Raw genomic sequence first — 14,522 nt, forward strand, 5'->3', positions numbered from 1 at the left:
CAAAATTCGAAGCCGCAGGCAATGCGGCAGCCGACGAGGGAGGCCTTCCATGAAGAGAGCAATCACAGGCATTTTCGCCGCCACGCTGGCGATGTCGGCGACCGCGGCCCTTGCGCAAAGCAAGCCGCCGCTCAAACTCGGCGGCATTCTCGACATGTCGAGCCTCTACGCCGATATCACCGGGCCGGGCTCGGAGACCGCCGCGAAAATGGCGGCCGAGGATTTTGGTGGCGAAGTGCTCGGCCGCAAGATCGAAATCATCGCGGCCGATCATCAGAACAAGGCCGACCTTTCCGCCAACATCGCCCGCGACATGCTGGACAATCAGGGCGTCGAGATGCTTTTTGACGTTGCGGCGTCTGCCACCGCGCTCGCCGCCGGCGAGATTGCGAAGGCGCGCAACAAGATCGTGATATTCAACGGCCCCGGCTCGATCCGGCTCACCAACGAGGCCTGCGGTCCGTACACCGTCCATTATGTGTTCGACACCTTCGGCCAGGCCAATGTGACCGGTCTCGCCGCCGTCAAGCAGGGCCTCGATAGCTGGTACTTCCTGACCGCCGACTACGCCTTCGGCCAGGATCTCGAAAAGGACACCACCAATGTGGTGCTGAAGTCCGGTGGCAAGGTGCTCGGCGCCGTACGGCATCCGCTCAACACCTCGGATTTCTCTTCCTTCCTCCTGCAGGCGCAGGCATCCAAGGCCAAGGTGATCGGGTTGGCCAATGCCGGCGGCGACACCGTCAACGCCATCAAGCAGGCGGCCGAGTTCGGGTTGATGAAGGGCGGCCAGAAAGTTGCGCCGCTGCTCGCCTTCGTTACCGATATCGACAGCATCGGTCTGGAAACAGCGCAGGGGCTGCTGCTTTCGGAAGCCTTCTACTGGGACCTCAACGACGACACCCGCGCGTTTTCCAAGCGCTTCATGGAGCGCGTCAAGCGGGTCCCGACTTCGGCGCAGGCCGGCGTTTATTCTTCCGTCACGCACTACTTGAAAGCCGTGAAGGCTGCAGGCTCGACTGATTCCGCCGCCGTCATGAAGATCATGAAGGAAACCCCCATCAACGACATGTTTGCCAAAAACGGCAAGATCCGTGACGACGGCCGCATGGTGCACGACATGTATTTGTTCGAGGTGAAGAAGCCGTCGGAGTCGAAGACGCGCTGGGATTACTACAAATTGCTGACGACGATCCCCGGCAACGAGGCGTTCCAGTCGCTGGAGGCTTCGCGCTGTCCGCTGGTGAAGAAGTGACGGCCGAAGGTCGTCATTCCGGGCTGGCGCGTTAGCACCAGACCCGGAATCTCGAGATTCCGGGTTCGATGCTTCGCATCGCCCCGGAATGACGGAGCCAACCAATAACAAAGAAAGCACGACACATGAGCGCAAACGAAATGGTCCTTCAGAAACTCGACTCCGGCCTGCTCACCATCACCATGAACCGTCCCGACCGGCGCAACGCGCTCAACCCGGACATGACGCGGGGGCTGGTGGAGGCGGCGCGGCGGGCGGCGGAGGATCATGAGGTTCGCGCGGTGCTGCTGAAAGGCGCAGGCGGCACGTTCTGCGTCGGCGGCGACGTGAAATCGATGGCGGAGGGAAGGGCGCCGCTCGGCTTCGAGGCCAAGATGGCCAATCTGCGCCGCGGCATGGAAGTGTCGCGCATCCTGCACCAGACGCCGAAGCCGGTGGTGGCGCAGCTCGACGGCGCGGCTGCGGGTGCTGGGCTCTCGATCGCGCTGTCCTGCGACCTGCGCGTCGCCAGCGCCTCCTGCAAGATCACGACGGCTTTTGCCAAGGTCGGATTGTCGGGCGATTACGGCGGAACATACTTCCTGACCCAGATGCTCGGCAGCGCCAAGGCGCGTGAGCTTTATCTGACCTCGCCGGTGCTGAGCGCGACGGAAGCCTACAATCTCGGCATGGTGACAAAAGTGGTGCCTGATGCCGACATTGACGCCGAGGCGCATGATCTCGCGATGTCACTGGCGCAGGGACCGTCGGTGACACTGGGTTACATCAAGCGCAACATCAACAACGCCGAGACGATGTCGCTGGAAAGCCTGCTTCGACGCCGAAGCGATCCACCATTCGCGCTCGGGCGACACCGCCGATCACAAGGAAGCAGCGAAGGCCTTTGTCGAAAAGCGCAAGCCCGTCTTTCAGGGCCATTGAAAATGGCCGAGGGTATTGAGATGGCCGAATATCTCAGGCTGCGGCAGATCTGCCTGGTGGCGCCGCATCTGGCGCCGGTGATCTCGGATATTTCCGACATCATGGGTCTCAAGGTCTGCTACCGCGACGGCAACGTCGCCAAATACGGCCTGGAGAACGCGCTGCTGCCGGTCGACACGATTCTGCTGGAAGTGGTGGCGCCGTTCCAGCCGGGCACCGCGGCGGGACGTTTTCTCGACAAGACCGGCGGCCGCGGCGGCTATATGGCGATCTTCTGCTGCGACGATCCCGACGCGCGCGGCAAACACGCCAACGGAATGGGTGTGCGCACCGCGAATGTGATCACGCACGCGCCATACCATGGCGTGCAACTGCACCCGCGCGACTGCCGCGCGGCGTTCATCGAGTTCAACCACACCGATGGCAGCGACGATGTGCTGGGACCCTATCCGCCGGCGGGGCCGGATTGGCAGAAGGCGATCCGGAAGGATGTGACGCTGGCGCTGACTGATGTCGAGATGCAGAGCCCGGATCCGCTGGGGTTGGCGGAGCATTGGGGGAAGATTCTTGGCGTGGCTGTCAGCAGCGGCGAGCCGGCGCTGAAACTGCCCAACGCCGGCTTCCGTTTCGTCAAGGGCGCGAGCGATCTGATGAGCGGGCTGACGTTCAGGGTCGCCGACATCGCCAAGGTGCGGGACGCGGCCAAGGCGAAGGGCTGCAAGGTGTCGGGCGATACGTTCGATCTTTGCGGGGTGACGTTCAAGCTGGTGGGTTAGCGAGATCCGTCAACGGGTCGTCCCTGCGAACGCAGGGACCCATAACCACCGAAGCTTGTGGTGTGGCGAGACGTCCACGCGCGTGCCTCTTTCGCGTGCCGCGGCGTATGGGTCCCTGCGATCGCAGGGACGACGTGCTGAGAGAGCCGCGCGAACTACCGTCCCTTGAAGTTCGCCACGCGGCGTTCGGCCGTTGCTTTCACGCCTTCCTTGAAATCCTCCGTCGCGCGGAGTTTGGTCTGCTCGACCAACTCGTGGTTGGTGGCGGCCATGACGCGGTCGGCGAGGCCGGCGCGCATGGTGGCGCGGGTCGAGATCAGGCCGAGTGGCGAGCATTCGGCGATTTCGGCTGCGAGCTTCATCGCTTCAGCCCGCACCTGGTCCTGCGGCACGCAGAGATTGGCGAGGCCCATCCTTGTCGCTTCCTCGCCGGTGACGCGGCGGCTGGTGTAGAAGATCAATTCCGCATTGTTCTTGCCGACCAGTTCGGGAAGCGTCGCGGTCAGGCCGAAGCCCGGATGAAAACCGAGTTTTGTAAAATTGGCGGCGAAGCGCGCTTCGGGGCAGGTGACGCGGAAGTCGGCGGATACGGCTAGTCCCAGTCCGCCGCCGATGGCCGCGCCATGGATGGCGGCAACGATCGGCTTCTTGTTGCGGAAGATGCGCACGGCCTGAACGTAGAGATGGTTGATCGGCAAATTGGCCGCCGGGTCCTTTTGCGCGCTCGCTTCCTGCTCCTGCCGCTTCGGATCGGAGAAATCGGCGCCGGCGCAGAACGCCTTGCCTTGCGCTGCCAGCACCGAGGCGCGGATTTCGATGTCGTTGTCGAACTCTTCCAGCGCATCCGCGATCTGGTTGATCAGCGAGACGTCGAAGAAGTTCAAAGGCGGCTTTCTGATTTCGATCAGGCCGACATGGCCGTGCTTCTCGACGCCGATATCTGTGTACTTGGTCATTGGGTTTCCTCTTTGAATTAGCGCAGACCTAGCCCGCGGGCGATGATGCCGCGCAGCACTTCGGTGGTGCCGCCCTGGATCGTCAGCTTGGGCGCGGTCTTGATGGCGAAGTCGAGCTGCTTTTCCAGCGTCTCGCGGTTGGTGGCGGTTTCCTCGACGAAGGCGGCGAGATCGCGGACGCGGTGCGGCAGTTGTTGCTCCCACACCGTGCCGATATCCTTGACGATGGAAGCTTCGACCACCGGCTCCTTGCCGGCCTGCAGCATGCCCGCCACCGATACCGACATGCGGCGCATGGTGTGGACCTGCGCCACCAGCCGGCCGATGCCTTCGGCGCTGCGGGTGTCCGGGTTGTTGCCGACGGCGCGGACCAGTTCGGTCAGCACGTAATAGGTTTCGAGGAAACGCTCGGGGCCGCTTCGCTCATAGGCGAGCTCTGAAGTGGCCTGTTTCCAGGCACCGTCGATTTCGCCGAGCACGTGATCGTCTGGAACGAAGAAGTCGGTAAAAACCACCTCGTTGAATTCGTACTGCCCGGTGATCTGCCCGATCGGGTTCACCTGGATGCCCGGCTGCTTCATCTTGACCAAAAACTGCGTCAGGCCGTGGCGGCGGTTCTCCTTGGTGGGCGGTGATGTCCGGAAGATCGCGATCATGTAGTCGGCGATATGGGCCGAAGAGGTCCAGATCTTGGTGCCGTTGATCAGATAGCCGCCGTCGGTCTTTGTCGCGCGGGTTTTTGCCGCGAACAGATCGGAGCCGGAATTCGGCTCGCTCATGCCGATCGCAAAGCAGACCTCGCCGCGGCAGATGCGCGGCAGGATATCCATCTTGATGTTCTCGGGCGCGTATTTCAAAAGCACCGGGCCGCTCTGGCGGTCGGCGACAAAGAAGCGCCGCGTCGGCGCATTGGCAACGCGCATTTCCTCGGTCACAACATAGCGCTCGAGGAACGAACGCTCGTGGCCGCCATATTTCTTCGGCCAGGTCATGCCGAGCCAGCCGCGGGCGCCGACTTTTTTGGAAAATTCCGGCACGTCGGTGTCTTCGCGGTTCGGCTTGTGCGGATCGAAGGTGCCGGCGGCGATTTCTTCCGCAAGGAAGGCGCGCACTTCCTTGCGCAATTCTTCGCATTTCGGCGGAAGACGGATCGGATCGAAACGGAGGGCTGCGGTCATTGTTGGTCTCGACTTCTATCTGGACAAATCGGTGCGGTCAGCGCGAGGCCACCAGCGGCCACAATTCATCGGCGCCGCGGTTGCATACGAGCTTGCCGAGCTCGACCGCCCAGTAGCTTTCGGAACCGAAATCGTCGCGCCAGGCCAGCGCGCGCAGCGAATAGCGATGCAGGATGTGCTCGATGGTGAAACCGATCGCGCCGTGCACCTGATGGGCGATGCCGCCGCCTTTCTCCGCCGCCTCCGCGCAGCGGATTTTTGCCGCCACCGCTTCGAGGAACACTTCGTCGTTGAACGAGGTGGCATTGGCAATGGCGTCCGCGGCCGAGGTCGCCGCCGCGAGTGCTGCCGCTGACTCGCCGGCGAGCCGCGCCAGATTGTGCTGCACCGCCTGGAATTTCGAAATCTTCTTCTCGAAGGCAACGCGTTCGTTGGAATAGCGCACGGAAATTTCCAGCATCGATTCCAGCGCGCCCGCGATCTGCAGGGAGCGCGCGACGCTGCCCATCAGCATCAACCGGGTCTGATCAAAGCCTTGCGGCGCGGGCTTGATTTCGACGGGCTGCACCCTGTCCAGTGTGACGGTGTCCGAATTGTCGCCGCCGAGACCGAGCCCGGTCTCGATCCGGCACTTGCCGGCATCGATCAGCGCGATGGAGACGCTGCCCTTCGCATCGCTTGCGAGCACCGCGAAATGCTTTGCGGCCTTGGCAAACGGCACGCTGCGGGCCTTGCCCGAAAGGCTGCCATCGGCATTGACGGTAATCCGGTCCTTCGGGCTCGCGGGCACCACCGTCATCTCGCCGTCGGGCGAAGCGATCCTGGCCTGCGCCAGCAGCCAGCCTGCCAGCATCGTCTCTGCAAGCGGCACCGCGACCGCAAAGCGTCCGGCCGCGCTCAGCACGCTGAAACCTTCGGCGAGGCTTGCGCCCGAACCGCCGCAATCTTCCGGTACCCAGGCTAGCGGCAGGCCGGCCTCGGTCAGCGCCTGCCAGAGCGGCGCTTTCCACGCGCCTTTGTTGTCGCGATTGATGGTTTGGGCGTCGGCGAGATCGGCGAAGATTTTCTCCGCGGTCTCGGCAACGATGTTCTCACTCTCCGCCACAGCGTTCCCCGATATTGATTGGCACCGGCCCGGCCTGGCGCGTAACGCCAAGGTCTCAGGCTGCGGTCTTTTCTTGCGCTTAATGATGGGCAAAAGCCATAGCCCTGACAAGCGCTGCTCGCAGGGCGGCCTGCGAGGGCGGCATGAAGATCGTCAGGCAAAGAATAAATTCCGCATAGTGGAACGATCGCGGATTTGCACGCCGTTGGTCGCGCGATATGGTAAGCCTCGGCCTGTGAACGGGCGGTTCGAAACCCAGCCAAGAGCAACAAGAGGAAATGCGGATGTCGAAGGATGGTTTGTGCGCGATTGTCACCGGTTCTGCCTCGGGCCTTGGGGCCGCCACCGCCGCCATTCTGGCAAAGGGCGGCGCGCGCATCGTCGTCAATTACTCCAACAGCAAGGCGGAAGCTGAAGCGACCGCCGATCTCTGCCGCAGCGCCGGCGCCGAAGTCGTGGTGGTGCAAGGCGACGTCTCGCGCGACGAAGACTGCAAGAAGATTGCGGCCGCGGCAGCGCCCTGGGGCCGTCTCGACGTGCTGGTCAACAATGCCGGCACCACCAAGCACGTGCCGCATCACGATCTCGACGGGCTGACGGCTGAGGATTTTCAGCGCATCTACGCCGTCAACACGATCGGCCCGTTCCAGATGATCCGCGCGGCGCGCGCGCAGCTTGAGGCCGGTGCGAAAGCCTCAGGCCGGCCGTCGGCCGTGGTCAACATCTCGTCGGTCGCCGGCATTTCCGGCGGCGGCTCCTCGGTCGCCTATGCCGCCAGCAAGGGCGCACTCAACACCATGACGCAATCGCTGGCGCGCGCGCTGGCGCCGCTGATCCGCGTCAACACGGTGTGCCCCGGCTATATCGATACGCCCTGGTTCACCAAGGGCCGCGGCGAAGCCGGCGCAAAAGCGGTGCGCGACGCCGTCGTGGCGAAGGTGCCGCTGAAGGTCGCGTCGACGGCTGACGACATTGCGCAACTGGTGTGCTTCCTGGCCTCGCCGGCATCGAGCAACATGACCGGCGAGTTCGTCCGCATGGATGCGGGAATGCATCTGGTGTTGTGAGGACGACGGGCCATCATTGCGAATTGTAGGGTGGGCAAAGCGAAGCGTGCCCACCAAGTCGGCCCGTGCAAAAATGTGGTGGGCACGGCGCGAAGAGCGCCTTTGCCCACCCTCATATGAGGGCTTTTGAGTCAAGCATCCCGACCGGGGCTTGGATGTGATTTTTTGCATTCGGTGGAGCGGCGGCGCGCGGAGCCATGCGTAGCGCAGCGTGCCGCCGCGGTCGGTGCGCTCAGGAACTGGCTTCCGGCGATTTATGCAGCATCTCACTGCATCACCTCATATCCGGTCGGGCGTTTTGCAGCCCGGTACCCACATTCCGCATGCATGCGGCGAGGAAGCCATGAGGATGAGACCCATCTACGAAGCGGCCTGTTGATTTGGCCCAAGGGTGGCACGGTCATCATCCATTCCGCGCTGACCGCGGCCGACGCCGCGACGCTGACGCGTTGCTTGAAACGTTTACGCCTTCGCGGCCTTGAGCACGGCTCCTTCGGGAACCATGCCGGTTGTGAGGTAGCGCCAGAGCGCCACCATCAGCTTGCGCGCCAAGGCCACGATGGCGATGCGCTTGTTGCGCTTGCTGGCATTGTTGTGGGTGCGGCTGCGGAACCATCGGGTGAGCGCACTCTCCGGCTGATGCCGCAGCCACAGCCAGGCCAGTTCGATCGCGGCGCAGCGGGCGCGTGGATTGCCCGCCTTGCTGATGCCCTGGTCGCGGTCGGTCCCGCCGCTCTGCCATGGACTGGGCGTCAGCCCGAAATAGCTCGCGACCTCACGCCGATTACGAAAGTCCTTGTAGAACACCTCGCTGGTCAGCGTCGTCGCGAACGCCGGACCGAGGCATTTGAGCCGGAGCAACAGTTCGCTGCGCTCGGTCATCTGCGCCGCCGCAGGTGCCGGATCCGCTTGAGCCGACGCCTGTGCGAGTTCCTCGAGCCGTTCGCGCACCAGCATCAGCCGTGCGTGCTCGTGCCTGATCTCCGCCAGCATCCGTGGCGGCACCGCCTGGCCCTGCCAATCCCGCTGCGCCGAAAGCCAGCTCAGCCAGTCACGCCGGCGCGGGTTCCCCACCGCCATGCCCAACAATCGCAGCAGCGCCTTGATCCGGGTGGTGTGCGCGGTTTGCTCCTTGATCAGCCGGCCGCGTTCACGGCTGGTGCGGCGGGCGTCCTCTTGCTCCGGCGCAGGTGCCCGCACGATCCGCACCACCTGCGGCTCACCGCGCAGATACGCCATCAGCGTCCGTAGCATCTTCTCGCCATCGATCCGGTCGGTCTTCACCCGCCGTGCCCGCTGATCCACCGCTATGCTCGCAGGGTCAAACACGTAGTTCGTGATCCCGGCAGCCAGCAGAAGCCGATGCAGCCAGAACCCGTCGTAGCCCGCTTCGTAGCAGCTCACCACCGCCGGAACGGCTCCCAGCGCCCGGGCCGCCCGCTCCCGAACCTGACCGATCAGCGCCAGCAGCGCAGCATGATCGCCGCCCTCCAGCTTGTGACGCGACATCTTGCCTTTGTCCGGACTGTGCAGCGTTACCAGCCAGCTCTTCTGGCTCAGTTCAATCGCAACGAAAATCGTGCCACAATGCCCGGCGGTGGGCGTGTCTACGGTCGATGCTTGCATCTGGCTCTCCGATGGTTCGAGTGTGGAAACCCAAACCTACCGGAAAGGGCACGCTCACCGCCCCATGGAATCTACGCACTGCAATGGCGAACCGCCTCTTATTTATTTCCCGGATCGGAAATCATTCCCCGCGCCACCAGCCTGTTCCAGATGAACAGCACCACCAGCGCGCCGATGGTGGCGGTGATGAAGCCGGCGCCCTGATCGGGGCTGTAATGGCCGATCGCCTGGCCGATCCATGTCGCCAGAAACGCCCCGGCGATGCCGAGCACCGTGGTCAGGATGAAACCGCTCGGATTGTTCGGTCCGGGCGAGAGCATTCGCGCGATGATGCCGGCGATGAAGCCGACGACGATGATCCAGATAATGCCGCTCATGGCTGTCCCTCTCCAATGCGTCGATGGTGAAGCAGCGCGGCGATGGCCGCCGCGCTGACGCGGCGTCAAATCCGGCCCGACAATTCGTTCTCGTCCGGCAGCCGTCCGTCCGGCGTCAGATGATTGACGACGTCGGGGAGATACTTGCTGAGACCTTGCAGCAATTCCTCGCGCGACAATCCACTTTGCGACGCTAGCTGGCTGATCTGGTCGGCGCCGAGCGCGTTGGCGAGGTCGCCGGGCGCGATCTGCTTGTTGGGGCCGTTGCTCACCCAGGAGTCGGCCTGGTCGCCAAGTCCCTTCTGCTGGAACTGGTTCAGGAGGTCGCCAAGGCCGCCGCTCAAGATGCTGCCGGCCGCGCCACCTGCGAGCAGCCCGCCCAAGCCGCCCTTGAGCATGTCGCTCAGTCCACCAGCGCCGCCGCCGGGCATGCCGGCAGTCACATTGCCGGGTGTGGGAGCGGATGTGGGGCGCGGTGCGGAGCCGGCCTGATTGCCGGTGAAATGCTTGATACCTTTCCAGGCCAATAGCGCCAGGATCGCCATCGTCATCGGCGACATGCCGCCGCCGCTATCGGATTGTGCGCTGGGGGTGCTCGGGCCGCGCGGGCCGTTCTGCATGCCGTTGAGTACGTCGAGTAAACCCATGGTCGTCTCCTCCGTAGCCCCGCGTGAAACATAACGGTGGCACATGACGGTTACAAGGAGCGGGAGGGGAGCGCCTGCGATAGGCACGGTCCGCGCGCTCTGCTATTTTGAAGCCCTGTGCAACGCGGTGGGTGGCGAAATGGTTTCGGCCCAAACGATCGGTATTGCCGGGGCGGGCAGCATCGGCTGCTTCGTCGGCGGAATGCTGGCGGCCGGCGGCCGCCGCGTTGCGCTGCTGGGGCGTCCACGCGTGATCGCCGAAATCGAAGCAGGCGGCCTGCGGCCGACGAGTTTCGAAGGTTTTGACCAGACCATCCCGCGCGATCGGTTCGCATTGTCGGAAAATCCTGCCGTTTTTGAGGACGCCGGGGTCGTGCTGGTCACGGTCAAGAGCGCGGATACCGCGGCCATGGCCGATATCATCGCCAGGCACGCGCCATCGGATGTCGTCGTCGTCAGCCTGCAGAACGGCGTCGGCAATGCTGCCGTTCTGCGCGACCGGCTGCCGGGGCGGCGCGTGCTCGGCGGCATGGTGCCGTTCAACGTGATCGCGCTCGGCAACGGGCGGTTTCATCGCGCCACTTCGGGCGACATCGTCATCGCGCAGGACGAGGGGCGTCTTGCGGAAAAGCTGTCGGTGGCCGGCCTCACGATACGGCCGACCGACAACATCGATGGCGTGCAGTGGGGCAAGCTCGTGCTCAATCTCAACAACGCGCTCAATGCGCTGGCCGACCTGCCGCTGCGCCGGCAACTGGCCCAGCGGCCATGGCGGCGCTTGTTCGCCGATCAGATGGCGGAAGGTTTGGCTGCGATCCGCGCCGAGGGCATCAAGCCGGTCTCGCCGACGCCGATTCCCGTGGGCTGGATGCCGCCGCTGCTGCGTCTGCCCAATGTCATCTTCGAACCGATGCTGGGACGGACCATGAAGATCGATCCCGAGGCGCGCTCGTCGATGTGGGAAGATCTCAAACACGGCCGGCGCACCGAGATCGATTATCTGCAGGGCGTCATCACCGAGATTGCCGAGCGTCGTGGTTTGGAGGCGCCGCTGTCGCGCCGGATCGTGGAATTGATCCGGCAAGCCGAGCGCGAGGCCAGGGGCTCGCCCGGCCTGACGCCGGAGCAGATTCGCGCTGCGAATTGATTTGGCAGAGCCCGCCCGACTTGCTTGAAATGGGCTGGTCGAGCGATTTCAGGGTGGATCGAGGGAGAAACGGATGAAACGAACAGGTCTGGCGCTAACGGCGGTGGCCGCCCTGGCGCTCTGGGGTTCGCCGATTCCTGCGCATGCCGTGCCGCCGACGGCGACGCCGTCACCGGGCTATGACGCGCGGTTGCAGGAGCAGCGGGCGGCACAGCGCAGGCATGTCGAGCCCGCGCTCAAACCTGTCCCAAAGCGCCGCGGCAAGAAAGCGCCCGCGCATTGATGCCGACACGATCCGGAACAACGTAGAGCGTCAGCTCTTCTTCTGCTTGGCCGCCGCCTGCTGCTGAGGGTTGAACAGCTTTTTCAGTTCGTTGACTTTCTCTGAAAGCCGCGGCCATTCACACGAGAATTGGTTCTTGGCGCATTGGGCTGCCTTGATGCGTGCCGCCTGCTTGACCGGACTTGCCACCGGCACCGGCACCTTTTCGTTTTCGCCCGGCGGGGGAGAGGCCTGTTCGCTGCGCAGCGAGACCTGCTGCCACTCCTGCGCTGGCGGCGGCTCTTGCTGCTTGGCCGCCAGCGCCGCGGCGATGTGGTTGCGCCGCTCGCGCTCGAGATAGGCGGTATATTGCTCGTCGATTTTCTTCTGCTCTTCCGGCGTCGGGTTGGGGCCCGCGATGTCGAAAGTCCGGTCCTGCATGAAGTCGTAATAGGTATAGCCGCCGCCTACCTTGCGGCGGCCGGCGAACTTCGCGTTGCATTCGGCGAGCTTCGCCGTCTTTTCTTCCTTGGTCTTCGCCTTCTCGGCTACATCGGCGCAGGATTCGAAATCGACAGGGGCGCTGCGCCACCACTGCGCATCGCAGCGCACCGGGGCCAGCACGACGAGGCCCCCGATCGTGGCAACAACAAACGAAGATGCACGTGAGGCGATCACGGACGAAAATCTCCAGTCGAACTCTCTAGGGAACTTTGATGGACTCGATTGTCATCATTTTGGCAGCGCTGTCACCCCGAAATTGCACGGTTTTCCAGCTGTCGTTGTGACCTTATCCGGTGGATGTGACCGATGGAACACGATGTTGCGACGTTAAAAATCTTGAGGAAATTCAACGCCGAAGCACGCTGCGCGACGACTGCAGCGAATCAGAAGTGCACCATATTTGGGCGAGCGGATAAGCGCGCCACATTGTGGCAATAATCAGTCGGCTCCGCGCGCGCGGGCCAAGGTGCGCGACGCCGTTTCATGGAACGTTGCGCGATAGAGTCTTGCAAACTCGCCCATGTGATGGAAGCCGTTGGCGCGGGCGCACGAGGTCACGGTGATGGCGTCGGACCCTTTCACGAGTTGTGCGCGGGCCGACCAGAGCTGCTTGAGACGCAGATAGCGATGCAGGCTCATGCCGCGAACGCTCGCCACCGCCGTGCCCAGCGTCCTGACCGATACGCCGCATTGTTCGGCGAGGGCGGCGCTGTAGATCGCCGAGGCGGCATGAAACGCGACGTATTCGTCGACCCTGCGAACGAGGCGGCAGTAGCTCCTGCTTGCAAGCCGGCCCGCCAATTCCGGCGTTCGGCCGCCGCGGAACATCTCGTCGATGGCGAGCAGCAGGCCCTCCTGTATTGCAAGGGCCGAGCGCGGCTCCTGCAACAGGTCCGGCCTTGCGGAAGCCGTCTGCAAAATACCTGTCGTGATGGACCTGACGGTCGCCAGCGCGTCGGGGTCTGGCGTGAACGGGCACAGCTCGTCCGGCGTATCGAACCATTCCCGATCCTGCAGGCCGGTTCCAAGAGTGACGATCGCGTGCAGCGATCCACGGGGTTCGACGAACTGCAAATCCAGATTGCCACGCATGCCGATAAAGGCCGGACGATTCACGGACATGCCGTTAGCGGACACCTCGTAATCGTCCTCGAGCTGGAAGATGACGACGCCATGCGGCGCGCGGTAGCTGACATCGACAATGCGGGGAAACGAGGTGAGCACGGTGATCTGGCAGCCTGGCAACTGCACCATCGCGCGCGCAGTATGGAAATTCGCCAGATTCAACGGGATGCTGCGCGCATCGGCGACGAATTCGACCGGCCGGAAGGCGTCGATGTCGGAAAACTGCACGATCGAAAGCGCCTCTGACGGCGAAAGGTTCTGAAACAGCATATCGAAATGACCAGCGTCAGAATTGTCGAATCCGGTCTTTACCGTCGAATGGTCTGGTTAACTTGGTGTTAACAGGTGTGGCCGGAGGTGCGATTTCACGTCGCTCGTGTTGCAAATCCATCATAGCTGCTCATGCGGAATGCTAATTGTTCTGCGACATACGAAGCCATCATGTGGCGGCGAATCCGGACCGGCGTGCCGGACATGCCGCTGCCGCAGGGAGAAACTGTCCTTATGAGCATCACCACGGCCATGACGAGCGTGCCGAAGCCCGCGACCGACCTGATCGAGGCTTTCAGGCAGGCGCCGACCTCGGTCATCAGCGACAACCTTGCCCGCCTGCCGGGCGCCGTGGGCCTGCGGCCGTTTCACCGCGGCGGCCGGCTGGTCGGAACCGCCTTCACGGTGCGCACGCGGCCGGGCGACAATCTTGCGATCCATCGGGCGCTCGAACTGGTCGGGCCGGGCGACGTGATCGTGGTCGATGGCGGCGGCGACGAGACGCGGGCGCTGGTCGGCGAGATCATGAAGACCATCGCCGAATATCGCGGCGCCGCCGGCTATGTGATCGACGGCGCCATCCGCGACGTCGCGGCTTTCGCCGCGTCCGACTTCCCATGCTTTGCGCGCACCGCGATCCACCGCGGGCCCTACAAGAGCGGGCCCGGCGAAATCAACGTGCCGGTTTCGATCGGCGGCTCGGTGATCGCGCCCGGCGATATCGTGGTCGGCGACGAGGACGGCGTGGTGTCGTTTCCCGCTGCGACCGCAGCCACCTTGCTGGAAGCTGTTCGCGCCCAGATCGCGCGCGAGGAGCAAACCATCATCTCGATCCGCGAAGGCCGCTACCAGGGCAGCTACGGCAAGTCTTGACGGATAGGTCTTGATCGATGCGCGACCGGCGCTTGAGGGAGAAACGATGAGTCAGAAGGACGAATTTCACAATCTGGATAACCCGGCCGACGGCTTGTTTCGCGAACTCGCGTCCGGGGTCACGACGCGAATCTTCTCCGGCGAGCACGCGATGCTGTCGGTGGTGGCGCTGGCGCCGCACGCGCAAGGCACCCTGCATCATCATCCTGAGGAGCAATGGGGCGTGCTGCTCGACGGCTCGGCCATCCGGGTTCAGGGCGGTGAGGAAATTCCGGTCAGGAAGGGCGATTTCTGGCGCACGCCGGGAAATGTGCCGCACACGATGCGGGCTGGACCGGAAGGGGCGCGCGTGCTTGACATCTTCAGCCCGCCGCGGCCCGAGTACAAAAAAGCCGGGTCCGGCTTCGGCTAGAGCATGATCCGGAAAAGTGGG

Annotated in this window: 15 protein-coding genes and 1 pseudogene; 8 read left to right on the plus strand and 8 right to left on the minus strand. The window is 63.7% G+C overall.

Features of this window, described 5'->3' with window-relative positions:
• Positions 1 to 49: 49 nt before the first annotated feature.
• From V1283_RS39865 to V1283_RS39875, 3 genes and pseudogenes are all read left to right on the plus strand, one after another.
• Complete coding sequence (locus V1283_RS39865) at positions 50 to 1,255, plus strand: ABC transporter substrate-binding protein (protein ID WP_334392040.1); 1,206 nt, start codon at positions 50 to 52, stop codon at positions 1,253 to 1,255.
• A gap of 125 nt (positions 1,256 to 1,380) precedes the next feature.
• Positions 1,381 to 2,176, plus strand: a pseudogene (locus V1283_RS39870) (enoyl-CoA hydratase).
• 20 nt (positions 2,177 to 2,196) lie between these two features.
• On the plus strand, positions 2,197 to 2,952 hold the full coding sequence (locus V1283_RS39875; protein ID WP_334393341.1) for a hypothetical protein: 756 nt from the start codon (positions 2,197 to 2,199) through the stop codon (positions 2,950 to 2,952).
• Positions 2,953 to 3,107: 155 nt separating this feature from the next.
• Here the strand turns inward: V1283_RS39875 and V1283_RS39880 are convergent, their stop codons facing one another.
• From V1283_RS39880 to V1283_RS39890, 3 genes are read right to left on the minus strand one after another with little or no spacing between them, the layout of a single operon-like run.
• Entirely contained in the window at positions 3,108 to 3,908 is an 801-nt protein-coding gene (locus V1283_RS39880; protein WP_334392041.1) for an enoyl-CoA hydratase/isomerase family protein, read from the minus strand.
• 17 nt (positions 3,909 to 3,925) lie between these two features.
• Positions 3,926 to 5,086: an acyl-CoA dehydrogenase family protein gene (locus tag V1283_RS39885; RefSeq protein ID WP_334392042.1), complete on the minus strand. Its 1,161-nt coding sequence runs from the start codon at positions 5,084 to 5,086 to the stop codon at positions 3,926 to 3,928.
• 37 nt (positions 5,087 to 5,123) lie between these two features.
• Positions 5,124 to 6,191 (minus strand): acyl-CoA dehydrogenase family protein, encoded by a 1,068-nt coding sequence (locus V1283_RS39890; protein WP_334392043.1) that lies wholly within the window; start codon positions 6,189 to 6,191, stop codon positions 5,124 to 5,126.
• A 284-nt stretch (positions 6,192 to 6,475) separates the two neighbouring features.
• Here V1283_RS39890 and V1283_RS39895 point away from each other — a divergent pair, with 284 nt between their 5' ends.
• Positions 6,476 to 7,258 (plus strand): SDR family NAD(P)-dependent oxidoreductase, encoded by a 783-nt coding sequence (locus V1283_RS39895; RefSeq protein ID WP_334392044.1) that lies wholly within the window; start codon positions 6,476 to 6,478, stop codon positions 7,256 to 7,258.
• Between the two features lie 462 nt (positions 7,259 to 7,720).
• Here V1283_RS39895 and V1283_RS39900 read toward each other — a convergent pair whose 3' ends face one another.
• The 3 genes from V1283_RS39900 to V1283_RS39910 form a co-directional block, all read right to left on the minus strand.
• Positions 7,721 to 8,884: an IS110 family transposase gene (locus V1283_RS39900; RefSeq protein WP_334385105.1), complete on the minus strand. Its 1,164-nt coding sequence runs from the start codon at positions 8,882 to 8,884 to the stop codon at positions 7,721 to 7,723.
• A gap of 98 nt (positions 8,885 to 8,982) precedes the next feature.
• Positions 8,983 to 9,261, minus strand: coding sequence for a GlsB/YeaQ/YmgE family stress response membrane protein (locus tag V1283_RS39905; protein WP_334392045.1), 279 nt, complete (start codon positions 9,259 to 9,261; stop codon positions 8,983 to 8,985).
• A 65-nt stretch (positions 9,262 to 9,326) separates the two neighbouring features.
• The gene (locus V1283_RS39910) at positions 9,327 to 9,908 is read right to left on the minus strand and encodes a YidB family protein (protein WP_334392046.1); all 582 of its coding nucleotides are present in this window, start codon (positions 9,906 to 9,908) and stop codon (positions 9,327 to 9,329) included.
• A 139-nt stretch (positions 9,909 to 10,047) separates the two neighbouring features.
• On the opposite strand from V1283_RS39910, the gene V1283_RS39915 reads away from it, so the two are divergent.
• Positions 10,048 to 11,055 (plus strand): 2-dehydropantoate 2-reductase, encoded by a 1,008-nt coding sequence (locus V1283_RS39915; protein WP_334392047.1) that lies wholly within the window; start codon positions 10,048 to 10,050, stop codon positions 11,053 to 11,055.
• A 73-nt stretch (positions 11,056 to 11,128) separates the two neighbouring features.
• Entirely contained in the window at positions 11,129 to 11,338 is a 210-nt protein-coding gene (locus V1283_RS39920; protein ID WP_334392048.1) for a hypothetical protein, read from the plus strand.
• 30 nt (positions 11,339 to 11,368) lie between these two features.
• Here V1283_RS39920 and V1283_RS39925 read toward each other — a convergent pair whose 3' ends face one another.
• Together V1283_RS39925 and V1283_RS39930 are read right to left on the minus strand one after the other, a co-directional pair.
• A complete protein-coding gene (locus V1283_RS39925; RefSeq protein ID WP_334392049.1) occupies positions 11,369 to 11,995 on the minus strand; it encodes a hypothetical protein in 627 nt (208 codons plus the stop codon).
• A 264-nt stretch (positions 11,996 to 12,259) separates the two neighbouring features.
• Positions 12,260 to 13,216 (minus strand): helix-turn-helix domain-containing protein, encoded by a 957-nt coding sequence (locus V1283_RS39930; RefSeq protein ID WP_334392050.1) that lies wholly within the window; start codon positions 13,214 to 13,216, stop codon positions 12,260 to 12,262.
• 234 nt (positions 13,217 to 13,450) lie between these two features.
• Here V1283_RS39930 and V1283_RS39935 point away from each other — a divergent pair, with 234 nt between their 5' ends.
• Positions 13,451 to 14,089 carry an RraA family protein gene (locus V1283_RS39935; protein ID WP_334393342.1) on the plus strand — a complete coding sequence of 213 codons (639 nt, stop codon included), beginning with the start codon at positions 13,451 to 13,453 and terminating at the stop codon, positions 14,087 to 14,089.
• Between the two features lie 46 nt (positions 14,090 to 14,135).
• Positions 14,136 to 14,501 (plus strand): dimethylsulfonioproprionate lyase family protein, encoded by a 366-nt coding sequence (locus V1283_RS39940; protein WP_334392051.1) that lies wholly within the window; start codon positions 14,136 to 14,138, stop codon positions 14,499 to 14,501.
• Positions 14,502 to 14,522: the final 21 nt, after the last annotated feature.

The organism is Bradyrhizobium sp. AZCC 2262 (assembly GCF_036924535.1).
In the GTDB taxonomy this organism is placed as follows: domain Bacteria; phylum Pseudomonadota; class Alphaproteobacteria; order Rhizobiales; family Xanthobacteraceae; genus Bradyrhizobium.